Below are 25,254 nucleotides of genomic sequence, written 5' to 3'. Positions count from 1 at the left end.
GCTAACGGAAGCAGCCGGAATCCCGTAAAATTATGCAATTCGAAAATTTTCACCCGGCTTTTTTTCACCGGTCGTGAATTACTTATCCATTGTCCGTCGATAGTTGTGCCAGCATCTTTTCTTGCTTGCCACACGGCGAGAACAAGACCACGCTCACCCACTCCGGATATGCCATTTGCCCATGTTTGAATCTTCTTCTGCCGACATAGAGACAATTCCGGCAACCGGACTTATCGACCAACTGATTTTCCTGGCCCACTTCTTCGGCAAACGGGCGGATCGGGTTCAATTACTGGCCGATACGCCCATCGTCGATGACCGGATCAGTGAACCGCAAATCCACGAATGTGCCGCCCGCGCCGGCCTCGCCCTGACCCGTTCGGAAAGCGGCCTGCGCGAATTCAAGGATTCCGAACTCCCCGTCCTGCTCACCTCACCCGGCGGCCAATCGCTCGTTATTCTGAGCCGCAACGGCGAGCAATGGGAATGTGTACTGGCCGGCATCAAGGGCAGCAAAAAAATGTCGCTCGGCGAGATTCGGCGCGACTTTGACGGAACAGCCTACTTTGCCCGCCCGATGGTGTTCTTCGACACCCGCAGCCTGCTTTACCATCTGCAACGACCGCGCCGCTGGTTCTGGGACACCCTGCTCAAGAACAAGGCAATCTATGGCTGGGCCTTGCTGGCCACCGTGCTGGTCAATGTTTTCGCGGCGGTCATCCCCTTCTACACCATGTCTGTCTATGACCGCGTCGTTCCCAACAACGCGCTCGACAGCCTCTGGGTGCTGACGTCGGCCGTCGTCGTCGTTGCCCTGTTCGACATCGTCATCAAGATGCTGCGCAGCTATTTGCTCGAATCTGCTGCACGCAAAGCCGACATCGCGATTTCATCGCACATTTTCGCGCACACCCTGCGCCTGCGCGCCGCCTCACGGCCGGCCTCCGGCGGCGTACTGGCCAATATCGTCCGCGACTTCGAGTCAGTGCGCGACTTCGTCACTTCGTCGACACTGACACTGCTCGGCGACGTGCCCTTCATGCTGTTCTTCCTGGTTGTCATTGCGCTGATCGGTCATTGGCTGGTCCTTGTGCCGCTGATCCTGATCCCGATAACCATCGGTGTATCGATGCTGATCCGGCGTCCGCTCTCGCGGATTCTCGGCAGCAACATGAAGGAATCCGCCCAACGTACCGCCCATTTGTTCGAGGTCATGAACGGCATTGACACCATCAAGTCGATAGGCGCCGAAGTCTGGGCTCGTCGTCAATGGGAAATGCTGACCGTTAAAATTTCCGAAAACTCGGTGCATCTGCGTGAGTGGTCGGCCTTCGGCACCCAGTTTTCGCTGTTGATGACCAGCCTCTCCTCTATTCTTCTTGTTATGTTTGGCGCCATGCTGATTGTCGACAGCACGATCACGATGGGCCAGTTGATCGCAGTCACCATGCTGGCCGGACGCGCCATTGCCCCGGCGACTCAGATCGCCGCACTGATTGTCCGCTACGAACAGACCAAGCAGGCACTCGATGCACTCGACAAGATTATGGAGTCGCCCATCGACGAGCCGGCCGACAGCCTGCATCTGCCACAGCTTCAGGGCCGTATCGATTTTCGTGACGTGCATTTTTCTTACCCGAATTCGTCACCATTGCTCAAAGGCCTCAACCTGAGCATTCAAGCCGGCGAGAAGGTAGGCTTCATTGGCCGCATCGGTTCCGGCAAGAGTACGCTGTTCCGACTTATTTTGAACCTTTATGGTCCGGATCAAGGCAACGTACTGATTGATGGCGTCGCCGCCAACCAGATCGAACCTCAGAGCTTGCGCCGGCAGATTGGCTATGTGCCGCAGGATATAACCCTGTTCCACGGCGATATCCGCGAAAACATCCTGCTCAGCGGCACCCAGGTCAGTGATCAGCAGCTTCTCGAAGCCGTCCGCCTGGCCTGCCTCGACGACACATTGACGCAGTTGGCGCAGGGTCTTGGCACCCAGGTTGGCGAAGGCGGCAGCCGACTGTCCGGTGGCCAGCGCCAGGCCGTCGCCATTGCCCGCGCCCTGGTCCAGCAGCCGCAAATGCTGTTGCTGGACGAGCCAACCAGCATGATGGACCCCGGTACAGAACAAAAGCTGATTGAAAACCTGCGCTCAATCAAGGACAGGACCATCCTGCTCGTCACCCACCGCATGGCCATGCTGCCGCTGGTCGATCGGCTGATTGTCGTCGAGCAGGGCCGGGTTGTGCTCGACGGCCCCCGCAATGAAGTGCTGCGTACCCTGCAGGGTGGAAACAAGACGCCAGCCACCCACTCGGAGGCATCGGCATGAAATCAACGCCTACACAGCTTGAACAGCTATCCTCGCACCACGATTACGACCGCGGACCGCACAAGGCGGTGCAATATCTGGTGGGTACGACAGCGCTGTTTTTCGTTCTGCTGCTGGCATGGATGAGCTTTGCCAAGCTCGACATTTCGGTCAATGCGATTGGCGCGATCGTTCCATCGAGCCGTGTACAGCAAATTCAAAGCATGGAGGGCGGCATTCTCCAGTCCATCGCCGCTCGCGAGGGGTCGCATGTCAAAAAGGGGGATTTGCTGGCCACGGTGCAGAACCTCCAATTCAACTCGGAACTGGGCGAAAGCCAGCAAACCTACTGGGGCACCCAAGCTGCGCTGGTTCGATTGCAGGCTGAAGCCCAAAGCCGTCCGCCCGTGTTCCCCGCCGATCTGGAAGCAAGCGCCCCGGAGCTGGTACGCGAGCAGCGTACGCTGTGGCAGGCTCGCCGCCAGGAGCGTGAAAACACGCTGGACACATTGAGCAAACAACTCGCCCAGCGCCAGCAGGAACTGGCCGAAGCCAAGGCAAAAAACCAAGCCTTGAACGATGCCATCGGCCCAGCCCGGGACGCACTAGCCATCGAGGAAAAACTGGCTGCAGCCGGCGCCGGCGCTCGTGCCGATCTGCTTGCTGCACAGCAACGCTATACCGCACAAAAGGGCGAACAGGAGACGACGCGCATTGCCATTGGCCGAATTCAGTCGGCGGTCCAGGAAGCGCAGGCGCGTTTGATTGAAACGAAATCCCGCTTCGCAACAGAGACCAGCAAGGAAAAAAACGATCTCGAATTGCGCGCCGCTACGGTTAACCAGCAATTGACCAGCCGAAATGACAAGGTAGCGCGCCGCGACCTGCACGCACCGATGGATGGAACGGTCAATCGAGTGCTGTTAAATACCGTGGGTGGCGTGGTCAAAGCAGGCGAAACGATCATGGAAATCGTCCCAGCCGAAGACAAACTGCTGATCGCCGCGCGCGTCAAACCGACGGATATTGCCTTCATCAAAATCGGACAGCCCGCAAAAATTCGTATCAGCGCCTACGATTCGTCCATTTTCGGCACCCTGTCGGGCAAGGTGGTTCGGGTCGGCGCCGACGCCATTGTGGATAACGAACGCAAGGAGAGTTATTTCGAGGTCTTTCTGGAGGCAGAGCGCAACTTTCTTGGCTTGCCGGAAGAACGACTGACCATTTCACCGGGTATGGGCGCCGATGCCAGCATCAAGACCGGCAAGCGAACGATGATGGATTACATGCTAAAACCTGTGATCAAAACCCTCGACAAATCGCTGCGCGAACGATGAACCCGCAGCTTAACGCGCTATTCAAAATCACGCTGCTGTGCGGCCTGCTGTCGGCATTTGGCACGTCGGCAATGGCCGATACCGAAACGCTGCCGGCCGTAGTCGAACGCGTCTTGTTGCAACAGCCCAGCGTCAGGTCCGCCCAAGCCTTGCTGAATGCCGCTGACTCACAGGTTTCACAAGTTCGCTCCGATTATCTGCCGACCGCCAGCCTGGGCTATCGCAGCGGCAAATCGCGCGATGAAACCCAGGGCATCCCCTTTGACAGAACCGTGCGGCGCAGCGATGCCAGTTTGCGCTGGAACCTGTTCAATGGCGGGACTGACTTCTATCGCCTAAGATCGAGCCAGTTTGCCCGGGATGCAGCCGAAACCGATCTGGATGATGCGCTTGAACGCGTCGCAGCCGAAATCACCGAAAATTACGCTGATGTCGTTCGACTTCGCCAAACGATCAGCAGTCTGAATGAAACGATTACGCGCCAGGAACGCCTCGAGAAACAGGTGACCGAACGCGTCAATGCGGGTCGTATTCCACCGGCCGAACTCGATTTGATGAGCGTCCGACTGATCCAGAGCCGCACATTACTCGGTCAATTGCGAACCCAATTGACCACCGCCGAGTACCGTTATCGCCTGCTTACCGGCACGCCTCCCGAACAATTGGTACTGCCGGCCATTACAGCTGCTGCGCACGAGAGCAGGCCTGAGTTGCTGATCGAAAATCTGCGCGAACGCAATCCCCGTCTGCGCGCCGCCTTGCAGCGTGTTTCTGCACGGCAAGCAGATATTGGTGCCGCTCGCGGCGGTCTTTTGCCCAGCATAGACCTTGAGCTAAGCAAGCGCCTGAACAACAACACCGACCCGGTACCGGTCACCGACAGCGATCACGGCGGGCTGGTCCGCATCAATCTCGACATTCCACTAGGCGGGAGGACCATTGCCAGGCACAACGAAGCCATCGAGCGCCACGAGGCCGCACAAGCCGACGCCGATCAACTGAGCAACGACCTCGCCCGGGAAATTGCCGACCTCTACGGTCAACTGGAAGAATTGGCCAAAATCGATAATTCACTTGAGCAGCGAGTACTCTCAGCGCAGCGCGTCGCCGCCGCCTATGAACTCCATTTCGAAGCCGGCCGTCGCTCGCTAAACGACGTATCCATCGCCCACGATGATCTATTCGAAGCGCAGCGGAATCTGATCGAAGCCCGCGCCCGGACAACCGTGCTGAGAGCACGCCTGCTCAGCATGACCGGCGAACTGCGCGACGCCCTGCGCACGCGCTACCATCCTGCCCCCATTGCGCCAGAACTGCTGGGCAGCAAGCCGGCCGTCCCGGCCAGCGCTATCGCCATCTCCGACGAGACTGCATATGCCGGCGCCGACACGGCATCGTCCGTTTCTGATCCGATTACCAAACTGGAATCACGGCTCGGCCAATGGCTGGAAGCATGGTCCCAGAAGAACTTCGAGCAGTATCGAGCTCACTACACGCCCGACTTCACCGCTGCCGGACTCGGCTCGACCGCCGCGTGGGAAAACGAACGCCGCCGGCGTATCAATCAGGCCGTCTCGCCATCGATTCGCATTGAATCGCTGAAATCCGAGGTGAACGGCGAAGACCGGGCCACCAGCCAATTTACTCAGCACTACACTTCGGGAAACTTCAGTGACACCGTGATAAAGCAAATTGACTGGATCCGATACAACGGACAGTGGCTCATTGCTGGCGAAACCGCGCACCCACTGCCCTCCGTAAAAGCTGCGTCAAGCCACTAGCGCGGACCTTCGCTGCGAATCCGCCACTCGTTGCCTTCCTTGACCCACTCCAGTCGCTTGCCGCCAGCATCGCTAAAATTGCTCGACTGATACTGCTGCTCGAACACTACCGTGGCCACGTTCCCGGAAAGCATGAAAAATGGGTTGAGAACTCGAACCTTGATCTCGCCCTTCTTTTCAAGCTTTACGCGACGATCTGCTGCCCACGCTGCAGTGGATTTTCTGGCTGGCGGCACGAAATCCTTGCTGTAAAACGATAGATAACGATCGACATCCTTGGCCTCCCAAGCTTGGCGCCACCCCTCCAGTCGAGGTCCGATGACCTTGGCTGGGTCGTCTGCAACCTCCTTGGCCGGTGCCGGCGCAACTGCCGCAGCCGGTTTCATTTCGGCCACTGTCAGAGCTGCAACCACCTTCACGGGTGGGGCGGGTGCCGGCGTTGGCTCCTTAAGTGCGGCTGCTGAAACAGCTGGTTTCGACGCCGTACCTGTGGAAGCTAGGGAGAGATGTTCACGGTATTTCGCATTACCCGGATTTAGAGCCAGCGCTTTCTCAAACGACTTATGAGCAGAAGCACCATCGCCTCGTGCCAACTGCGCCATGCCCAAGGTATCGTGATAGCCAGCAACCGCTGGATTCGCTGCAACTGCCCGCTGCGCGAGGGAGAGAGCCTCGTCAAGCTTGAATTTTCGCTGGACAAGCAAGTAGGCAAGATTATTCATTACCAGGGCATATTCCGGCTCGGCCTTCAAGGCCTCCCGGTAAGCAGACTCTGCTTCGTCTGAACGTTTCTGGCGCTCAAGAAGCTGCGCTCGCATGGCATGTGGCAAGGCGCTCTGGGGAGAAAGCCGTGCAGCCCCTAGGTAAGCCTCTATGGCTTTGTCTGTTTTACCAAGTGCCGCCAGCGCATCGCCACGCCCGATAGCCGCACCGGCGAAGTCCGCTCGCAGCGCCAGCGCCTTGTCAAAGGCCTCCAGTGCCCGGTCGGGCGCACCCTGCCTCAAGGCAAGCAAACCCAGCGCGTGGAAGATAAAAGGATTCGATGAGTCCAGCTTTGCAGCATCGCTCAAGGCCCGTATGGATTCGTCCAGCTTGCCATCAGCAGAAAAAGCAAGCCCCAAAGCCAGATGGCCCGCTGCGAAGTTCGGGTTACGACTAATGAGATCGCGCAATACATTGATTGCCTCGCCCGGCTTTCTAATCTTTTCAAGATAGAGATTGGCCAAATCAAGGCGAAGCTGCGAGTTATCAGGAAAAGTTGAAATAGCCTTGCGATATCGGGTAGCCGCAATATCCAGATTACCCTGGTCGGCATAGAGGCGTGCCTCTGCCTGATGTATCTCCGGACGTTTGGGGGCTGTAGAAACCGCTCTCGCCATCCATTCGCGTGCCTTTTCGGCTTTACCCTCGAGCTGTGCCACCATGGCAAGACCGAGTAACGCCTCGACGGCGGTGGGGTTTAATCGATTTGCTTCAAGAAACGCCTTTTCTGCCATCCCTGCCTGCTGAGCACGCAATGCAGCGTAGCCCTCATTAATCTTGATCTGAACTTCATCGGTGGCCATCAGTTCACTTTTGGGCACGCCGGAAGCCTCGAGCACGAGCGCCTGAGCAGTAGCATTCCAGCCGGCAAAACCGAAAACAATAAGCAAATAGCAGTAACAGCGGCGGGGAGACATTCCGTACCTCACAAAAATAGCGCGACCATTTTCATGGCAAATCATCAGAAAAATTCGAGATGTTATGGGAGCCAACCATCCAGATTGAATTATCGACCGGACGAGCAAAAAGAATCCACCAATAAAAATTGGGGCCTCAGCCCCAATTTCCAATCGATCAATCGATCGAAACCAAATAATGGAGACGAAGCAAATCGCCCTGTTATTTGGCCTTGCGACGCCGAGCCAAGGCCAAGCCAGCCAAGCCAAGCGCTGCCAAGGCTGAGGTAGCGGGCTCAGGAACATTGTTGCCTCTACCGGGAGTAGCCTGAACGATATCCTGATACGTATCTACCGTCCATGCGGTCAGGACGTGGGGCGTGATCGGAGCTAATGGATCATTCAATTTCACCAGCAGGCTGCTGGCAAAATCTAAGGCAGCCTGATCAACGCTCCAACCTTTCAGATTTCCTGTGGTCAGGTTGCTGTCGTCTTCAGTTTCCCACAAGGCAATCTGAAAGCCGGCGGCTTCAGTTGATGAGAAGCTCTCGGAATAGCTTTGATCAAAGAGCCGCTGCGTGGACGAACTGAAGGTATTTGTCGCGGTGTAATTCGCAGGTATGAAGGCAAGTTGCTGACCAATCTCAAAGCAAAACGCAAGGAAGCTTGAGTTACCGCTGGTTACATTGATGTAACCAGCTGAGTCAGTTAGTGTTCCGGCCAGAGTAGACACTGAAAATACCAATTGATTGGGATCTGGCATGACATCCAGTGTATCGGCTTGTGCCGCCGAACCTGCAAAAAGGCCAGCAACCATGACGGCTGCTACGGTCGACCTGAAAAAGCTGTGTTTTTTCATATGAATCTCCTACCTAAAAAATCTCAAGACAATTGCCTGTTTCGGATACCCCCGCCGGCGAAGGCGGGAGACCGGACTTATGCTGCTATCAAATCGTGTTGCTGCTGATCGTAAAGACTTACCATCTGATTCAAAGTAGCGACAGACGAATCAGGTGCCAAAACATCATTCGCTAGAGCTACAGGTGCAACGCTCTTGCCCAGCAGCGCATCAAGTGAAGTATCGTCACCCAGCAAGGCAGAGATACTGGGCAAAACAACACCCGCTGACTCGGCATCGGCCACTGAGATATTGAAGTAGACATCGGCCATATCCACCGTGCTGCCATCGGCCATCACAGCGCCACTGCGCTCCAGATGCAGGTTGCCTTGAGCATCAACCGCGGGCAGCTCAACGAAATCAGTCTTCAAGCTAACCACGCCCGCATCAGCAAGGCTGCGCAATTCGCCAGCATCACTCTGGTGATTGCCATTCAAATCCTGCCAGACCAGCAGATCGGCAAAGCCGGCGTCCTTGGCGTCAACCATCCCGTCGCCATTGGTATCGAAGCTGGCAAGCTTGGCAAAGCCCTGCCCCTTGTTGAGACCGCCGAAAAGCTCACTCAAATTGTCGATGCTGCCGTTGTGGTTAGCATCGATCGCGAGGAAAGCATCGCCAGCAGAAATCCATCCGCTATTAATGCCCTTACCGGTTCCCAGCAAATCAAACTGCCCCGTTGAGGCTTCACGCCCAATGGTCTGAATGCCGTCACCGTTGAGATCAAGAACAATCGGAGTAATGGCGGCATCCCAAGTCATGTCAGCCTCACCGGAAACAAGCGTGGTATAGGCTGTCGTGGCCACATCTGTCGTACTGTAGGCGTCTGAATCTATGGCGTCGTTAGCTCCAACATCTTTCTGCCCCCAATACCAGTAGGACATATCAATGCCCTTGTAGATCGTTGCACTCTTGTCAAACACCACGCGGTAGCTACCCGGATCGAGATTGGTGAAGCTATAGTTGCCGGATGCATTGGTGTAGGTCGTACCGACCGTAGCACCAGTCGCATCCTGCAATTTGACCAACACATTGGCAATCCCGGCTTCACCAGCGTCCTGGAGATTGTTGTGGTTGACGTCCTCCCACACTCTGTCGCCAATACTAGCCTTGCGGTACAAACCAGCATCCCAGCTCAAATCGTTCTCACCGGCTGACAACGTTGTGACGATGGTGGTCCCGGTAGCATCGACATCGGAGTCTGTGGCATCGTTACCGCCCATATCCTTGCTGGAATAATAGTAGCCGGTCGGCTTGACGACCTGAACCTTGAAATCTCCCGGCGTCAGGTCGCTGAACAGATAATTGCCACTGGCATTGGTCGTCGTGGTGGCAACCACCGCACCGGCAGCACTCAGCAATTTGACTGTTACTCCGGCAATTCCAGCTTCGCCGGCATCCTGAATGCCATTGGCGTTCAAGTCTTCCCATACGCGGTCGCCAATGCTTGCAGTAGTCGGCACGGAAGAAACACAAGTTGTCGCAGATACAACAAGATTCTGAATCTTGAAATAATCATTCGACTGACCCGGAGCAGCCGAAACAATCAGCATATTGCCTTCGATATTGCCGGCATTGAGATCAGCCCAACGTGCGCTGGTCAGCGTAGTGCTATTGACTTCGGTAAAGCCCATACTCGTCAGGACGGCATCACTCAGTGTCACGTGACTTGTGAATGCATTACTGGACGTACCAATCCAGATTTTCATGTCGCTATCGCCGATCACGTAGCCAAGATAGGCCTTGTCGACCGTCACCAATGTCGAAAACTCGAACTGGACGTAATTGTCCCGGCCATAGTTATCAAGCGTGTGGTCATTGTTTGCCGAGCCATTTCCTTCACTGCTATCGGTTACACCCAAACCGCCTGCGTAGGTGCCGAGCCATGCGCTGGCCCATGCACCCGTACTCTTGTCGCGGCTGAATGCGCTGGCATTTACTGAAATACCATTCGCGGTGTAACTGCGAATGTTGCCATCCGTTCCATCCGTCGCCGAATTTCCATTGAAGTCAAACGTTGCAGTAACTCGGGCACCACGCAGGCCGGCATCCCACGAAAGATCATTCTCACCGGACTCAAGGGTGGTCAGTACCGACTTGCCCGTAACGGTATCCACGTCGGAGTCAAGTGCGTCATTGCCGCCCTGATCCTTGTTGGCGAAGGTAGTACCGTTCGGAGCAACAACCTGAATTGCATAATCGCCAGGCATCAGGTTCTTGAACAGATAATTACCATTGGCATCGGTAACGGTCGACGCCAGTACCGCACCGGCTACGTTCAGCAGCTTGACGACGACACCGCCAACACCAGCCTCATTTGCATCTTGAACACCATTCGAATTGCAATCGCTCCACACCTTGTCGCCAATTGAGGCCAATTTGTACAAACCGGCATCCCAGGACAGGTCGTTTTCACCTGCAGAGAGGTTCGTAACAATCGTCTTGCCGGTCAGCGGATCAACGTCGCTATCGGTTGCATCGTTTCCGCCAAGATCCTTGCCGGTAATCACGTAACCTGATGGCGCGACGATCTGTACCGAGTAGTCACCCGGATTCAGATTACTGAACAGATAATTGCCGTTGGCATCTGTGTTGGCAGACCCAACCACTGCCCCCGTCGCGTCGAGCAGTTTGACCGCAACTCCCGCAATACCTGTTTCGCCAGCATCCTGAACACCGTTGGCATTTTTATCGAGCCAGACCCGATCACCGATCGAAGCAGGCTTTTGATAGAGACCTGCGTCCCAGCTCAAATCGTTCTCACCGGAATCAAGCGTGGTCACCATGGTTTTGCCCGTCACGCTATCGACATCACTGTCGGTCGCATCATTGGCACCAAGATCCTTGCCGGTAATGACGTAGCCGGAAGGCGCAACTACCTGGACCGCATAGTTACCGGGTGTCAGCCCTTGGAACAAGTAATTTCCGTTGGCGTCTGTCGCAGAGGTCGCAACAACAGTTCCTGCAGCATTCAGCAAATTAACGGTGACACCAGCAATACCGGACTCACCGGCATCCTGAATACCGTTCTTGTTCGCATCCAACCAGACTCGATCGCCGATGGAAGCACTTTTGTACAAACCTGCATCCCACGAAAGATCGTTCTCGCCAGCAGACAAGGTCGTCAGGATCGTCTTGCCAGTCGCCGGATCGATATCGCTGTCAGTGGCATCGTTTCCACCAAGATCCTTGCCGCTCACCAGGTAACCAGCAGGCACAACCACCTGGACGGCATAATCCCCGGGCGAAAGGTTATTGAACAGGTAGTTGCCGCTCGCATCCGTCGTCAAGGTGTTGACCGTAGCGCCGTTCGAGTCGAGCAACTTGACCTTGACACCGGCCAGACCCAGCTCGCCTGCGTCCTGAACACCGTTCGCGTTGGTGTCCAGCCACACACGGTCACCCAGCGTGGCGGTGCGTTCGTCGACAAAGTCATTACCAGCACTGGTCTGGCCCGGATTGAGGGTGACCGCAATGCTGTTCGGGTTGCCGCCGTCGATGTCGCTGACGTCGAGGTAGCCCGGTTTGTTGGTTTCAACAACGGTGTAGGTGCCTGCCGGCAGGTTGTTGAAGGCGTAGTTGCCGTTGGCGTCGGTGATGGCCGTGCCAACAATGTTGCCATTAGCATCCTTGAGGGTGACGGTGACGCCACCAATCGGGCTATCGCCGCTGTCGTTGTTGTCCAGGTCTTCACGCACGGTGCCGGTGATGGTGCCCGGGTTGGCGACAATGCCGGCATCCCAGGTTTTGTCGGATTCGCCGGAGTCCAGCACGGTCTGGATGGTCTTGCCATCCGCCGGGTTGGCGTCGGAGTCCGTGGCGTCTGCGCCGCTGTCTTTGGTGGTGAAGCTGTAGCCGGCCGGTAGCGTGGCTTTGTCGAACTGGACGCTGTAGGTGCCCGGCTTGAGGTTGGTGAAGAGGTAGTTGCCGTTGCTGTCGGTGGTCAGCGGGCTGCCGACGGCGACGCCGTTGGCATCAAGCAGGGTGACCTTGACGCCTTGCACACCGGCTTCGCCGTTGTCTTGTTGGCCGTTGCCGTTGGTGTCGTACCAGACGCGGTCGCCAAGTTGGGCGAGCTGGTAGAGACCGGCGTCAACGTCGGGGTTGTTCTGGCCAGCGGCCAGGGTGACCGGGGCGCTTTGACCGGCCGCGTTGATGTCGCTGTCGGTGGCTTCTACGCCGCCGAGGTCCTGACCGGTGACGACGTAGCCGGCGGGGGCAACGACGGATACGCTGTAGGTGCCCGGGGCGACGGTGAAGCCGTAGTTGCCGTTGGCGTCCGTGGTCATGCTCTGGACTACAACACCGTTGTTGTCCTTGAGTTCAACCTTGACACCGGCCAGACCCAGCTCGCCTGCGTCCTGAACACCGTTCGCGTTGTTGTCGAGCCACACGCGGTCACCCAGGGTGGCGGTGCGTTCGTCGACAAAGTCATTACCAGCACTGGTCTGGCCCGGATTGAGGGTGACCGCAATGCTGTTCGGGTTGCCGCCGTCGATGTCGCTGACGTCGAGGTAGCCCGGTTTGTTGGTTTCAACAACGGTGTAGGTGCCTGCCGGCAGGTTGTTGAAGGCGTAGTTGCCGTTGGCGTCGGTGATGGCCGTGCCAACAATGTTGCCATTAGCATCCTTGAGGGTGACGGTGACGCCACCAATCGGGCTATCGCCGCTGTCGTTGTTGTCCAGGTCTTCACGCACGGTGCCGGTGATGGTGCCCGGGTTGGCGACAATGCCGGCATCCCAGGTTTTGTCGGATTCGCCGGAGTCCAGCACGGTCTGGATGGTCTTGCCATCCGCCGGGTTGGCGTCGGAGTCCGTGGCGTCTGCGCCGCTGTCTTTGGTGGTGAAGCTGTAGCCGGCCGGTAGCGTGGCTTTGTCGAACTGGACGCTGTAGGTGCCCGGCTTGAGGTTGGTGAAGAGGTAGTTGCCGTTGCTGTCGGTGGTCAGCGGGCTGCCGACGGCGACGCCGTTGGCATCAAGCAGGGTGACCTTGACGCCTTGCACACCGGCTTCGCCGTTGTCTTGTTGGCCGTTGCCGTTGGTGTCGTACCAGACGCGGTCGCCAAGTTGGGCGAGCTGGTAGAGACCGGCGTCAACGTCGGGGTTGTTCTGGCCAGCGGCCAGGGTGACCAGGGCGCTTTGACCGGCCGCGTTGATGTCGCTGTCGGTGGCTTCTACGCCGCCGAGGTCCTGACCGGTGACGACGTAGCCGGCGGGGGCAACGACGGATACGCTGTAGGTGCCCGGGGCGACGGTGAAGCCGTAGTTGCCGTTGGCGTCCGTGGTCATGCTCTGGACTACAACACCGTTGTTGTCCTTGAGTTCAACCTTGACACCGGCCAGACCCAGCTCGCCTGCGTCCTGAACACCGTTCGCGTTGGTGTCCAGCCACACACGGTCACCCAGCGTGGCGGTGCGTTCGTCGACAAAGTCATTACCAGCACTGGTCTGGCCCGGATTGAGGGTGACCGCAATGCTGTTCGGGTTGCCGCCGTCGATGTCGCTGACGTCGAGGTAGCCCGGTTTGTTGGTTTCAACAACGGTGTAGGTGCCTGCCGGCAGGTTGTTGAAGGCGTAGTTGCCGTTGGCGTCGGTGATGGCCGTGCCAACAATGTTGCCATTAGCATCCTTGAGGGTGACGGTGACGCCACCAATCGGGCTATCGCCGCTGTCGTTGTTGTCCAGGTCTTCACGCACGGTGCCGGTGATGGTGCCCGGGTTGGCGACAATGCCGGCATCCCAGGTTTTGTCGGATTCGCCGGAGTCCAGCACGGTCTGGATGGTCTTGCCATCCGCCGGGTTGGCGTCGGAGTCCGTGGCGTCTGCGCCGCTGTCTTTGGTGGTGAAGCTGTAGCCGGCCGGTAGCGTGGCTTTGTCGAACTGGACGCTGTAGGTGCCCGGCTTGAGGTTGGTGAAGAGGTAGTTGCCGTTGCTGTCGGTGGTCAGCGGGCTGCCGACGGCGACGCCGTTGGCATCAAGCAGGGTGACCTTGACGCCTTGCACACCGGCTTCGCCGTTGTCTTGTTGGCCGTTGCCGTTGGTGTCGTACCAGACGCGGTCGCCAAGTTGGGCGAGCTGGTAGAGACCGGCGTCAACGTCGGGGTTGTTCTGGCCAGCGGCCAGGGTGACCAGAGCGCTTTGACCGGCCGCGTTGATGTCGCTGTCGGTGGCTTCTACGCCGCCGAGGTCCTGACCGGTGACGACGTAGCCGGCGGGGCAACGACGGATACGCTGTAGGTGCCCGGGGCGACGGTGAAGCCGTAGTTGCCGTTGGCGTCCGTGGTCATGCTCTGGACTACAACACCGTTGTTGTCCTTGAGTTCAACCTGACATCGGCCAGACCCAGCTCGCCTGCGTCCTGAACACCGTTCGCGTTGGTGTCCAGCCACACACGGTCACCCAGCGTGGCGGTGCGTTCGTCGACAAAGTCATTACCAGCACTGGTCTGGCCCGGATTGAGGGTGACCGCAATGCTGTTCGGGTTGCCGCCGTCGATGTCGCTGACGTCGAGGTAGCCCGGTTTGTTGGTTTCAACAACGGTGTAGGTGCCTGCCGGCAGGTTGTTGAAGGCGTAGTTGCCGTTGGCGTCGGTGATGGCCGTGCCAACAATGTTGCCATTAGCATCCTTGAGGGTGACGGTGACGCCACCAATCGGGCTATCGCCGCTGTCGTTGTTGTCCAGGTCTTCACGCACGGTGCCGGTGATGGTGCCCGGGTTGGCGACAATGCCGGCATCCCAGGTTTTGTCGGATTCGCCGGAGTCCAGCACGGTCTGGATGGTCTTGCCATCCGCCGGGTTGGCGTCGGAGTCCGTGGCGTCTGCGCCGCTGTCTTTGGTGGTGAAGCTGTAGCCGGCCGGTAGCGTGGCTTTGTCGAACTGGACGCTGTAGGTGCCCGGCTTGAGGTTGGTGAAGAGGTAGTTGCCGTTGCTGTCGGTGGTCAGCGGGCTGCCGACGGCGACGCCGTTGGCATCAAGCAGGGTGACCTTGACGCCTTGCACACCGGCTTCGCCGTTGTCTTGTTGGCCGTTGCCGTTGGTGTCGTACCAGACGCGGTCGCCAAGTTGGGCGAGCTGGTAGAGACCGGCGTCAACGTCGGGGTTGTTCTGGCCAGCGGCCAGGGTGACCGGGGCGCTTTGACCGGCCGCGTTGATGTCGCTGTCGGTGGCTTCTACGCCGCCGAGGTCCTGACCGGTGACGACGTAGCCGGCGGGGGCAACGACGGATACGCTGTAGGTGCCCGGGGCGACGGTGAAGCCGTAGTTGCCGTTGGCGTCCGTGGTCATGCTCTGGACTACAACACCGTTGTTGTCCTTGAGTTCAACCTTGACACCGGCCAGACCCAGCTCGCCTGCGTCCTGAACACCGTTCGCGTTGGTGTCCAGCCACACACGGTCACCCAGCGTGGCGGTGCGTTCGTCGACAAAGTCATTACCAGCACTGGTCTGGCCCGGATTGAGGGTGACCGCAATGCTGTTCGGGTTGCCGCCGTCGATGTCGCTGACGTCGAGGTAGCCCGGTTTGTTGGTTTCAACAACGGTGTAGGTGCCTGCCGGCAGGTTGTTGAAGGCGTAGTTGCCGTTGGCGTCGGTGATGGCCGTGCCAACAATGTTGCCATTAGCATCCTTGAGGGTGACGGTGACGCCACCAATCGGGCTATCGCCGCTGTCGTTGTTGTCCAGGTCTTCACGCACGGTGCCGGTGATGGTGCCCGGGTTGGCGACAATGCCGGCATCCCAGGTTTTGTCGGATTCGCCGGAGTCCAGCACGGTCTGGATGGTCTTGCCATCCGCCGGGTTGGCGTCGGAGTCCGTGGCGTCTGCGCCGCTGTCTTTGGTGGTGAAGCTGTAGCCGGCCGGTAGCGTGGCTTTGTCGAACTGGACGCTGTAGGTGCCCGGCTTGAGGTTGGTGAAGAGGTAGTTGCCGTTGCTGTCGGTGGTCAGCGGGCTGCCGACGGCGACGCCGTTGGCATCAAGCAGGGTGACCTTGACGCCTTGCACACCGGCTTCGCCGTTGTCTTGTTGGCCGTTGCCGTTGGTGTCGTACCAGACGCGGTCGCCAAGTTGGGCGAGCTGGTAGAGACCGGCGTCAACGTCGGGGTTGTTCTGGCCAGCGGCCAGGGTGACCGGGGCGCTTTGACCGGCCGCGTTGATGTCGCTGTCGGTGGCTTCTACGCCGCCGAGGTCCTGACCGGTGACGACGTAGCCGGCGGGGGCAACGACGGATACGCTGTAGGTGCCCGGGGCGACGGTGAAGCCGTAGTTGCCGTTGGCGTCCGTGGTCATGCTCTGGACTACAACACCGTTGTTGTCCTTGAGTTCAACCTTGACACCGGCCAGACCCAGCTCGCCTGCGTCCTGAACACCGTTCGCGTTGGTGTCCAGCCACACACGGTCACCCAGCGTGGCATTGGGAATTTCCGGGAGAGGCACATGAAAAGTAATTGTATTGGGCGTCAGATCGAGATCGTTACCACCGCAACCATCGGTGCCACCGGTATCACGTACCTGAAAATCAAATCCAATGACGCCACCGGAATTCAATGGCGCGACATAAGCCAGCTTGCCTGCAACGATATCCGCAGCAAGAATCTCTTGCCCAGCAATAACCGGAACGCCACCCAATGTCAGCAGGCCGCTGGCAGGAAGCGACGAAACAATGACTGATTTCATCGCATCGCCCTCAACCGGGTCGGTGAAACCAAAATCAGCAAGACCAAACAGGTAGGTGTCGCCATTTGCCAGCGACAGGCTTTCGTCCGCGCCGGACGGCGCATCATTTACCGGGGTAACGTTGACATCAATATCAAGGAAGTAAGCCGCGCCCGTACCATCGGTACCATAGACACGAACCTTTAACAGCCCATTGAAATTAGGTAATTGGCTCACATCCACCGTGAAGGTATCTTTATCCAGCGCGGTGAAAAACCCGGTGGTCGTCTCGACATATTTGGTGCCATCGTACACATACACCCGGCGACTCGATGGGTCAGTTGCGGCGTAGGAGGGATCGGCCTGAAGGAGAAGATCAAGAAGCTCAAAGTTCTTGCTTGTGTCTTCACAAATAGTGACGCTGGTCGAATAGTTCGAGACTGCCATGAAAAGCCTCCATTATTGGTTTGATGTCTTGCACCTCAGGAAAAGGCGCAATAATTCCAAGGAATTGCTAAAAGGAGGCAAGCTTTGATCCAGAAAGCACCAAATTCACGTAAAGATTTGTAATCCATCCATTGCTCAGACACTTAGCTCGCTATTACCTATTCCATCGCAGTCACGGGCAAAGGCAGCAATTATGAAGATGTAAAAAAACCCGACACAAAAATTCGATCGTCATTATTAAATATGGATTTTTTGGGCAAATCAACAAAACGATCATTTTCGTCTTTAGGGCGATAGCAAACAGATAAAATGCGTCGCGCCGGCAATCTTGAAGCTATGCTCCCAAGATCACTGCCCCCAATCACTTATTCAAATAATTTTTGATCCCGGCCGAGTTGCTCAGCGCTTTGTACACCGGATTAGAAACTAGCCCATTTCCCGAAACCCTGACCAAAGGACCACACATGCGTATTCTTCACACCATGATTCGCGTCGGAAATCTCGACCGTTCAATTGCCTTTTATACGGAAATCCTTGGCATGCAATTGCTGCGCCGGCAGGATTACACGGAGGGCCGCTTCACGCTGGCCTTTGTCGGTTACGGCGACGAAGACAAGGAAGCCGTCCTAGAGCTGACGCACAACTGGGATACGCCAAGCTACGAGCTAGGCAATGGCTATGGCCACGTCGCGCTAGCCGTTCCTGACGCGGCTGCCGCCTGTGCCGAAATCAACAAGCGGGGTGGCAAGGTGGTCCGTGAAGCCGGCCCGATGAAACATGGCAAGACGATCATTGCCTTTGTTGAAGACCCGGATGGCTACAAGATTGAGTTGATTCAACGCGCCTGACTGATATCAAAGCCATCCTCCCTGCGCCCACATTGACTGCGGCACCTAGGCGATAAATTGCCGAACGGGGAAATGTCAGTGCAGCCGCCGATGGCCGCCTGAAGGGACTAGGCGGACAATATGTTCGACACGGACTGCTGAGGTTTGGCTTGAGGATCTGTGCCGGCAAGGGAATTACGCTGCTCGCACGAATGCCGCGGTCAACCGCAATTTTCGTCCAAATCTGAAATCTTCTATCCACGATTGAATGCGTTGCTACTGAAGCGATCAGACACGTCTTGCTCAGACCTGGTTGCCGATCGCCTCGCGTGCCACCTTTTCAAACGTTTCCACCACCCCTCTCCAACTGCGCGGCAACATGGTCTGTCGTGCCGCCAGCGCCATATCGCTGAGGCGGGCCGACTCTTCAAGCAGCCACAAGGCCCCCTCGATATAGCCTCGCTCGTCACCCGGCGATGCGACCATGCCGTTTTGCTGCTGCACGATCAGTTCTGCGGCGGCTGCGCTGCGGTAGGCCATCACGGGCAGGCCGCTGGCCATCGCCTCGGCAACGACATTGCCGTAGGTCTCGGTCAAACTGGGGAACAGGAAAAGATCAGCACTGGCGTAATGAGCAGCCAGATCGTCGCCGATTCGCATGCCCGCAAAATAGTGATCCGGATGATCTATAGCCAGTTGCTTGGCCGATGGCCCGTCACCCACCCAGACCATCTTTGCTCCGGGGTGCCAGACCTGAATGGCCGCAAACGTCTTCCGCACCAGCGCCAGATTCTTCTCCGCTGCAATGCGGCCCACGTAAAGACAGACCGGCCCCTCCCCTTCGACCCCCCAAATTTCTCGCAGCCGATTGCTGCATCGAGTCGGATTATAGAGATCGGTATCGACGCCCCGCCCCACCACACGCACCCCGGTCAAGCCTTCGCCAGCCAGCTCGGCGGCCAGTGCCGCCGTCGGCACCATGGTCGCCAACGTTCGTCGATGCAAGGTTCTGAGGTAGGCAGCCACAGCCGGACGCATCCAGCCCAGCCCGTAGTGAACACTGTAGCGATCAAAATTGGTATGAAAGCCCGAAGTGACCGGGATGCCCATTTTTCGGGCAACACTCACCGCCGACCAGCCGAGCGGGCCCTCCGTCACCACATGAACGATATCCGGCCGCTGCTGACGCCACTGACGCACCAGGCGTCGACCGGCCGGCAACCCGAATTTGAGGCCTGGATAACCGGGTAGCGGAAGGCCGGGCAAGGCCAGTTCGTGCTCGCTGCCAGCATCGCCCCTGCCCTGTCGCGGCCGGACCACGCTGACCTGGTGGCCGCGCGCACGCAAGCCACCAACCAGGCGGCCTACCGTCATCGCCACGCCATTGACCTCCGGCGGAAAGGTTTCGGTGACGAAGGCAATGGACAACGACATCAGGCAATTCCCAGCAGAACGCAGGTCCAGACGACAATCACTTGAACTAGCGAAATAAGCACGGCTGCACTGCCGATATCCTTGGCGCGCTTGGCCAGTCGATGATTTTCCAGGCTGACGCGGTCGACCACCGCTTCGATGGCTGAATTGAGAAGCTCGACGATCAGCACCAGCAGCACGCTGGCGATCATCACACCGCGCCCCAGCCAGGGCACCGGCAGCAGGAAAGTCGCCGGAATCAGCAGCAGTGCAAGCAGTACCTCCTGGCGAAATGCGTCCTCGCAAAGATAGGCCGCCTTCAGGCCGGCCAGCGAGTAATTGAGCGCATTCCAGACGCGGCGCAGACCGGTCTTGCCCTTGAAGGGCGATTCATTGGCCGGATCGAGGCCCAGTTCATTTGGCGAAGGTTCCTGCATGAGATCTCCACGAAAGCACCCACGTTAATCAGGCTTCGCTAAGTTTTGATGACAGCAACAGTCATCTGGATGTCACAATCCGCCACTACGCTTTCGAGAATTTGCCCATGCGACTGCTTTCAGTGCCCCTCATGCTGCTCGTCGGCGCATCCAGCGCTCACGCCGCTCGCCCGATGATTACCGACGACGCCCGGCTGACTGATGCGGGCGCCTGCCAGGTGGAGTCCTGGGTGCACATTCATGGCAACCAGCACGAGTTCTGGGCCTTACCTGCCTGCAATCCGGGCGGCAACCTCGAACTCACGCTTGGCGGCGCCCTCGCCTACGACGGCAACCGTTCGGAAAGCGGGGCCGCGGTCATCCAGTTGAAGACCCTGTTCACGCCGCTGGAAACCAATGGCTATGGCGTCGGCCTTGCGGTCGGCTACGCGACGCAACCCGGCAGCGCACATAGCGGTAACCCCTATTTCTACGTGCCCGTCAGTTTTTCGCTGATTGACGACCGAGTGGTCCTCCACACCAACCTCGGCTACACTCGAGAACGGGAAAATCAGGAAAATCGTCTGACTTGGGGTCTCGGCAGCGAAACACAGCTCACCGAGCAGACCTGGCTGATCGCCGAGAGCTACGGTCAGGACAAAGGCCACCCTTTTTTCCAGGTCGGCATTCGCCACTGGATTATTCCGAATCGGATGCAGATCGACACCACCTACGGCAGCCAATTCGGCGCCATCAGCGATCAGCATTGGTTCTCCGTCGGCCTGCGCCTGATTTCACCCAGTTTTTTTTAAGCTGCCGCCAGATACCTGTCACATCTTTGACATAAACCCAGACAGCCGGCCGTGATAAAACGCGAAGCTATCTCCCCTGAAAGCTTCAAGCATGGTTTTCTTCGAACTGTTTTCTCACAATCCGACCATTATCAAGATCAAGGCTGGCGTCGCGCTGTTCCAGGAAGGAGACGAGGGTCGCATGATGTATGTGCTGGCCACGGGTAACGCCGACGTTTTCGTCGGCAACCGGGTCGTCGAAAAATTGCAGCACGGCAGCATTGTCGGTGAAATCAGCATTGTGCTGCCCGGGCCACGTTCAGCCAGCGTGGTCGCCAGTACCGATTGCGAATTCGTGGAGGTCGACGAAAAGCGCTTCCAGTTTCTCGTTCAGCAGACGCCTTTTTTCGCCATTCAAGTCATGCGCGTCATGGCCGAACGCCTGCGCCGGACGAATCAGATGGTCACGCCACTCGACGACGTCTGATCAACCGGCCTGATCCAGAACTCACCGCACCAGCCGTGCGAACCGACGCTCGGATGGCGCCAGTGATGTGATTCACGCGGTGAGCTGTCGCCGGAAAAAACCGGCGGATAGCGGTGACACAGACCACTCGTGGCATCGACAGCCCTAAAATAGTGGCAACGACTGCAGCATGGCTCGGTGGATTCGTTCATGTCCGCTTTTTATCACGCGGCTGCGGTCAACGGCAATTTTTGGCCAATTTTCAAATCTGCCAATTGGCGATAAAGCCGCGCCAGCCGCTCGGCCATGGCCACATCGCTCCATTCCCGGGCGTAGATGGGTGCCTCGTCCTTCAAATGGCGCCACACTTCGGGCTGAGCCAGAAAATGTCCCAGCATCTCACCAAAGGCTTGCTGGTTGGCAGGTGGCGAAAACGCACCCCGCCCAGGTGCCAGAATATCCGTCGTCCCCATTTCCGAAAGCGCAATGACCGGCACACCGGCTGCCATCGCCTCCAGCAGGACCAAGCCCTGCGTCTCGGTACGCGAAGCAAAGACAAAGACATCAGCCGCGGCATAGCAGTCCGGCAAGGCCTGCTTGCGATCGAGATAGCCAATGAATTGCACCGATGCCTCGACGCCGAGCGCCACCGTCTGTGCTTTCAAATCCGCCATCGCCGGGCCTTCGCCGGCGATCACCAGCAAAGTATCGGGCCGCGCTTTCAGCGCATGCACCAGCGCTTCGAGCAGGAAGCCGATATTTTTTTCATGGGCGACACGCCCTACAAAAAGCGCCATCGGCCGTGCTTCGGCAATGCCGAACTGCCGGCGAAACCGTGCGCCATCGCCACCGGCGAACTGGACCATCGGAATACCCGTTGGCAGCACATGCAGCGGTGACGTCACGCCATACGAATCCAGACGCTCGCGCATCGCGGTCGATGGCACGACCACCGCATCCAGCGCATTGCACTGCCGGCGCGAGAAGCCACGAGCCTGACCGCGCAACCAGCTGGCCGGAATCAATTTGGCGTAGTGCTGCAAGTATTCCTCGAACAAGGTGTGATACGTCGCCACCACAGGCAGGCCCAGCGTGCGCGCCGCCTTCAGACCGGCATAGTGTGCAATGAACGGCGTCTGGATGTGGACCAGATCGCACTCCCGCGCAACCTCCAGCGCGGCGTGATGCATAGCTCGCCAGCCAACCAGCCTGTCCTCGCGATCGCCAGGCACCGGCCGACCGGCCACGCGGACAATGCCCGCTTCATCGGGCTCATCACCATAGCGTGGCACGACCAGCGTGACCTCGACCCCGTGCGCCGAGAGCGTACGACGGAAGGTCTCGATTGAGGTGGAAACGCCATTGACGCGCGGAAAATAAACATCGGAAACCATCATGACACGCATCTCACACCTCCATTGTTTCAGTCGCCTCCAAGGCGGGTGCTGGCGCAGCCAGCAAGGGGACCGGCGCCTGATCGCCCCAGGCGACCAGCTCCAGACGCCCATCGAAATGCTCGACGATGGCGGTACATGAATCGACCCAGTCGCCGCAATTCACGTAAGTCAGGCCATCGATCTCGCGGATCTGCGCCCAATGAATATGGCCGCAAATCACACCGTCCAGCCCGCGCTCTCTGGCGTGGTGGACGGCTGACTCTTCGAAATCAAAAATGAAACTGAGGGCCGTTTTCACCTTGCGCTTGGCATAGCCAGCGAGCGACCAGTAACCAGAAATTCCCAGCTTGCGCCGCCCCCAGGACAGCAGCAGGTTGATGCGCACCAGCAATTCGTACGCCTTGTCGCCGAGCACGGCGACCCAGCGATGGTGACGCGTCACCTGATCGAACTGGTCGCCATGAATGAGCAGGAAACGCCGGCCGTCGGCGGTATCATGAACCAGCTCGTTGATCACCTCGACCTCGCCAAAAACAATACCGCAGTAATCACGCAGCACTTCGTCGTGGTTGCCGGGAATGAACACCACTCGGTCACCATGCCGCGCCCGCCGCAACAACTTCTGGACCACCGTGTTCTGCGCTGGCGTCCAGGCAATGCTGCGACTCATCGCCCAGAAATCGACGATATCGCCGATCAGAAAAGTGTTTTCGGCCGGATGCTCACGCAGAAAATCGAGGAGTCGATCCGCCTGGCACGCCCGCGTGCCAAGGTGGATATCGGATAAAAAGACAGATCTGACCTTGGACATGACCGCACGATACTGCCGGCCAGTGACCAGAAGATTACGGCCGCGTTACGCTTTCATTGCAAAAATTGTGGCTTCAAAGCGAAAAGCCGGGGAACCCCATCCCCCACATTTAGCGCGCACCAAATCATGATCATCTTTTGTAAATCAATGATTTTATTTAAAAAAAAATTTAAATAAAATTCAGGGGAATATTTATTTGTTGTGTGCTAATGTCATTACCTACTTATCAACAGTGAAGCAAAAAATGACATCCAATAAATTTATCTTCCCGGGGATAGCAGCTGCACTACTACTGTCACCGGTCTGGGCCGAGGCAGTGACCATCGACAAGACTATCGACATCGCCGTTTACCAACTGTGCAACGGTACTGGCACCGAGTGTGCCAGCACAGGGCCGGCCGGCAATGACTACTACGCTGCCGAGACCAATAAAATCTGGGCACAGGCGGGAATCAGCGTCACCTTCTCGTTCAAACAGCAATTGATGAGCGATACCTTCTATAACGTCGACGACAACACACCTGGTCACACTTTTGACAATCTCTATGATTCGGTATTCGGTACTGGCACGGCCGGCACCAATACGACCAGCGTCGCCATGTTCCTGATCAACGATTATGGCGGTGCCTATGGCGTCGGCTACAGCGGCTATGGCGGCCTGATTATGTCGATGAAGGCCATCTCCGAATTCACCTGCGACGGAGCCCTTGGCTGTACCGGTCGTGTCGACACCTTGGCCCACGAACTTGGTCACAACCTGGGCTTGATCCCGGAAACTTTTGCTGACTATGGCATCACCGGCGACGAGGGCCATTCAACCAACATCAACTCTTTAATGGCAAGCGGCACCGAGCGCAATGTGCCAGTTACTATGAGTGACATTGCCCCCAGCGGACTGGGGTATGACTATTTGCCACAGACTCACATCGACTTTGCCCGCAACAGCACGCTGCTGACATCGATTAGTCCGGTCCCTGAGCCTACCTCGGCCTTGATGTTCAGCGTCGGCCTGGTTGTCGTCGGCGCAATGCGTCGTCGTCGCCAAGCGACCCAGCAGGCCTGAGCCAGGGAAAATCATTGTCTCGTCGCCAGTTCAATCGCCTGGTCGCTGGCAGCTTGCTTGCTCTTGCCCTGCCGGCCACCGGGCGAGCCGAGCAGCCAGCCCACATGGCTGACCGCATTTCGCTGCCGCCAGAACACCGTGTTTTCGATTCACCGTCGGGACGCTTCCGGCTGGAAATCAGCACCGCTGACCATTGGAAAACCCGCAGCGCTACCGGCGAACTACGTGACCAGAAGTCCCCTGCAACCCCCTGCTGGCGGCAAGTCCTGCCGCAAACTCAGGGGCCACGCCATGTACTGGTTACCGACCAGGGCATGGTGCTAATGATCGATAGCTGGATCAATTCACCGTCACCGCACGCATTGATTTTGTTGGACATTAATGGTCAGCAGCGAGCCAGCTATTCAATCGACGCAGTGATCTCCATCCTCGGCGTTGCGCGGCGGACCGTAACAGAGCACGCCCGCCTGGGCATCTGGCTTAGTGCTACACCAGCCTTGTCGGCGGATGGCAGCAGTATCCTGCTGGCCTCCAGCGGGCGCAAACTGACCCTGAAGCTGGCTGACGGCTCTCTGTTGGTAGCTGATTAAGGGCCAAACGAGCACTTGATTCGCTTGAGGCGGGCGCAGGGCGATTGCTACGGTCGACCGGAAAAAAGGCTGAAAACGACGCTGATCAAAGCCGCGTTTTTTTTGATCTGAAAAATTGACGAAGGAACCCGAGCCTCAGGTTGTGGCTGCTCGCTGTCAGCTTCAAGCGATATGCCGTGGCGTAGCAATTTTCCTTTCTCGGCCATGGCTTTCCGGAGACGTTTCCGATTGAATTCCCGAACTCATGCACCTCAGCCTGTCTACACGCAGAAATTGTCCATTGGCGATTCTAAAACTTGAGTCTCCTGCGTAGGATTGAATATGAGCAAACTCAAGTAACTCCACAATTTCGCAATGTCCGACGGCGCATATTCGTCCTTGAGCGGAAAGTAATTTCTTTCTCCC

General features: G+C 57.7%; 18 protein-coding genes. 9 read left to right on the top strand and 9 right to left on the bottom strand.

What is annotated here, in order from left to right; translation table 11 throughout:
• Positions 1–181 precede the first annotated feature (181 nt).
• Genes IPJ12_14740 through IPJ12_14730 form a run of 3 tightly spaced genes read left to right on the top strand, consistent with a single transcriptional unit; the run spans position 182 to position 5,426 of the window.
• Positions 182–2,329: a type I secretion system permease/ATPase gene (locus tag IPJ12_14740; GenBank protein MBK7648364.1), complete on the top strand. Its 2,148-nt coding sequence runs from the start codon at positions 182–184 to the stop codon at positions 2,327–2,329.
• Entirely contained in the window at positions 2,326–3,645 is a 1,320-nt protein-coding gene (locus tag IPJ12_14735; protein MBK7648363.1) for an HlyD family type I secretion periplasmic adaptor subunit, read from the top strand. The genes IPJ12_14740 and IPJ12_14735 overlap by 4 nt, the downstream gene beginning before the upstream one ends.
• Positions 3,642–5,426 carry a TolC family protein gene (locus tag IPJ12_14730; GenBank protein ID MBK7648362.1) on the top strand — a complete coding sequence of 595 codons (1,785 nt, stop codon included), beginning with the start codon at positions 3,642–3,644 and terminating at the stop codon, positions 5,424–5,426. Before IPJ12_14735 ends, IPJ12_14730 begins: the two co-directional genes overlap by 4 nt.
• Here the strand turns inward: IPJ12_14730 and IPJ12_14725 are convergent.
• The 3 genes from IPJ12_14725 to IPJ12_14715 all read right to left on the bottom strand — a co-directional run bounded on the left by IPJ12_14725 (position 5,423) and on the right by IPJ12_14715 (position 13,981).
• Positions 5,423–7,390: a tetratricopeptide repeat protein gene (locus IPJ12_14725; GenBank protein MBK7648361.1), complete on the bottom strand. Its 1,968-nt coding sequence runs from the start codon at positions 7,388–7,390 to the stop codon at positions 5,423–5,425. The genes IPJ12_14730 and IPJ12_14725 overlap by 4 nt on opposite strands.
• Positions 7,308–7,943, bottom strand: coding sequence for a PEP-CTERM sorting domain-containing protein (locus IPJ12_14720; protein MBK7648360.1), 636 nt, complete (start codon positions 7,941–7,943; stop codon positions 7,308–7,310). The genes IPJ12_14725 and IPJ12_14720 overlap by 83 nt, the downstream gene beginning before the upstream one ends.
• A gap of 77 nt (positions 7,944–8,020) precedes the next feature.
• Positions 8,021–13,981: a carboxypeptidase regulatory-like domain-containing protein gene (locus IPJ12_14715; protein MBK7648359.1), complete on the bottom strand. Its 5,961-nt coding sequence runs from the start codon at positions 13,979–13,981 to the stop codon at positions 8,021–8,023.
• On the opposite strand from IPJ12_14715, the gene IPJ12_14710 reads away from it, so the two are divergent.
• Positions 13,976–14,215: a hypothetical protein gene (locus tag IPJ12_14710; protein ID MBK7648358.1), complete on the top strand. Its 240-nt coding sequence runs from the start codon at positions 13,976–13,978 to the stop codon at positions 14,213–14,215. The genes IPJ12_14715 and IPJ12_14710 overlap by 6 nt on opposite strands.
• On the opposite strand, the gene IPJ12_14705 is transcribed toward IPJ12_14710, so the two are convergent.
• Positions 14,152–14,367 (bottom strand): hypothetical protein, encoded by a 216-nt coding sequence (locus tag IPJ12_14705; GenBank protein ID MBK7648357.1) that lies wholly within the window; start codon positions 14,365–14,367, stop codon positions 14,152–14,154. The two genes, IPJ12_14710 and IPJ12_14705, sit on opposite strands and share 64 nt — an antisense overlap.
• Entirely contained in the window at positions 14,274–17,075 is a 2,802-nt protein-coding gene (locus tag IPJ12_14700; protein ID MBK7648356.1) for a carboxypeptidase regulatory-like domain-containing protein, read from the bottom strand. The genes IPJ12_14705 and IPJ12_14700 overlap by 94 nt, the downstream gene beginning before the upstream one ends.
• 464 nt (positions 17,076–17,539) lie before the next feature.
• Here IPJ12_14700 and gloA point away from each other — a divergent pair, with 464 nt between their 5' ends.
• Entirely contained in the window at positions 17,540–17,923 is a 384-nt protein-coding gene (gene gloA / locus IPJ12_14695) for a lactoylglutathione lyase (protein MBK7648355.1), read from the top strand.
• 282 nt (positions 17,924–18,205) lie between these two features.
• On the opposite strand, the gene IPJ12_14690 is transcribed toward gloA, so the two are convergent.
• Entirely contained in the window at positions 18,206–19,336 is a 1,131-nt protein-coding gene (locus IPJ12_14690; GenBank protein MBK7648354.1) for a glycosyltransferase family 1 protein, read from the bottom strand.
• Positions 19,336–19,752, bottom strand: a complete 417-nt coding sequence (locus tag IPJ12_14685) for a diacylglycerol kinase (GenBank protein ID MBK7648353.1) — start codon at positions 19,750–19,752, stop codon at positions 19,336–19,338. Before IPJ12_14685 ends, IPJ12_14690 begins: the two co-directional genes overlap by 1 nt.
• A 107-nt stretch (positions 19,753–19,859) precedes the next feature.
• Between IPJ12_14685 and IPJ12_14680 the strand changes: the two genes are divergently transcribed.
• Positions 19,860–20,543: a hypothetical protein gene (locus IPJ12_14680; protein MBK7648352.1), complete on the top strand. Its 684-nt coding sequence runs from the start codon at positions 19,860–19,862 to the stop codon at positions 20,541–20,543.
• Positions 20,544–20,634: 91 nt separating this feature from the next.
• The gene (locus IPJ12_14675) at positions 20,635–21,009 is read left to right on the top strand and encodes a cyclic nucleotide-binding domain-containing protein (protein MBK7648351.1); all 375 of its coding nucleotides are present in this window, start codon (positions 20,635–20,637) and stop codon (positions 21,007–21,009) included.
• A gap of 203 nt (positions 21,010–21,212) precedes the next feature.
• Here the strand turns inward: IPJ12_14675 and IPJ12_14670 are convergent, their stop codons facing one another.
• Entirely contained in the window at positions 21,213–22,394 is a 1,182-nt protein-coding gene (locus tag IPJ12_14670) for a glycosyltransferase (GenBank protein ID MBK7648350.1), read from the bottom strand.
• A 1-nt stretch (position 22,395) separates the two neighbouring features.
• Complete coding sequence (locus tag IPJ12_14665) at positions 22,396–23,196, bottom strand: UDP-2,3-diacylglucosamine diphosphatase (GenBank protein MBK7648349.1); 801 nt, start codon at positions 23,194–23,196, stop codon at positions 22,396–22,398.
• 244 nt (positions 23,197–23,440) lie between these two features.
• On the opposite strand from IPJ12_14665, the gene IPJ12_14660 reads away from it, so the two are divergent.
• Positions 23,441–24,259, top strand: a complete 819-nt coding sequence (locus IPJ12_14660) for a PEP-CTERM sorting domain-containing protein (GenBank protein MBK7648348.1) — start codon at positions 23,441–23,443, stop codon at positions 24,257–24,259.
• 14 nt (positions 24,260–24,273) lie between these two features.
• The gene (locus IPJ12_14655) at positions 24,274–24,849 is read left to right on the top strand and encodes a hypothetical protein (GenBank protein MBK7648347.1); all 576 of its coding nucleotides are present in this window, start codon (positions 24,274–24,276) and stop codon (positions 24,847–24,849) included.
• The last annotated feature ends 405 nt before the right edge of the window (positions 24,850–25,254 follow it).

This window comes from Betaproteobacteria bacterium (assembly GCA_016709965.1).
Classification (GTDB): domain Bacteria; phylum Pseudomonadota; class Gammaproteobacteria; order Burkholderiales; family Rhodocyclaceae; genus Azonexus; species Azonexus amarohabitans.
This window is presented reverse-complemented; position numbering and strand designations above follow the sequence as displayed.

Bases quoted from the DNA above. Each gene is read 5' to 3' on its own strand.
- IPJ12_14685 (MBK7648353.1), bottom strand. From the start codon at position 19,752: ATGCAGGAACCTTCGCCAAATGAACTGGGCCTCGATCCGGCCAATGAA.
- IPJ12_14720 (MBK7648360.1), bottom strand. From the start codon at position 7,943: ATGAAAAAACACAGCTTTTTCAGGTCGACCGTAGCAGCCGTCATGGTT.
- IPJ12_14670 (MBK7648350.1), bottom strand. From the start codon at position 22,394: ATGCGTGTCATGATGGTTTCCGATGTTTATTTTCCGCGCGTCAATGGC.
- gloA (MBK7648355.1), top strand. From the start codon at position 17,540: ATGCGTATTCTTCACACCATGATTCGCGTCGGAAATCTCGACCGTTCA.
- IPJ12_14740 (MBK7648364.1), top strand. From the start codon at position 182: ATGTTTGAATCTTCTTCTGCCGACATAGAGACAATTCCGGCAACCGGA.
- IPJ12_14725 (MBK7648361.1), bottom strand. From the start codon at position 7,390: ATGTTCCTGAGCCCGCTACCTCAGCCTTGGCAGCGCTTGGCTTGGCTG.
- IPJ12_14700 (MBK7648356.1), bottom strand. From the start codon at position 17,075: ATGGCAGTCTCGAACTATTCGACCAGCGTCACTATTTGTGAAGACACA.
- IPJ12_14735 (MBK7648363.1), top strand. From the start codon at position 2,326: ATGAAATCAACGCCTACACAGCTTGAACAGCTATCCTCGCACCACGAT.
- IPJ12_14690 (MBK7648354.1), bottom strand. From the start codon at position 19,336: ATGTCGTTGTCCATTGCCTTCGTCACCGAAACCTTTCCGCCGGAGGTC.
- IPJ12_14675 (MBK7648351.1), top strand. From the start codon at position 20,635: ATGGTTTTCTTCGAACTGTTTTCTCACAATCCGACCATTATCAAGATC.
- IPJ12_14660 (MBK7648348.1), top strand. From the start codon at position 23,441: ATGACATCCAATAAATTTATCTTCCCGGGGATAGCAGCTGCACTACTA.
- IPJ12_14730 (MBK7648362.1), top strand. From the start codon at position 3,642: ATGAACCCGCAGCTTAACGCGCTATTCAAAATCACGCTGCTGTGCGGC.
- IPJ12_14680 (MBK7648352.1), top strand. From the start codon at position 19,860: ATGCGACTGCTTTCAGTGCCCCTCATGCTGCTCGTCGGCGCATCCAGC.
- IPJ12_14665 (MBK7648349.1), bottom strand. From the start codon at position 23,196: ATGTCCAAGGTCAGATCTGTCTTTTTATCCGATATCCACCTTGGCACG.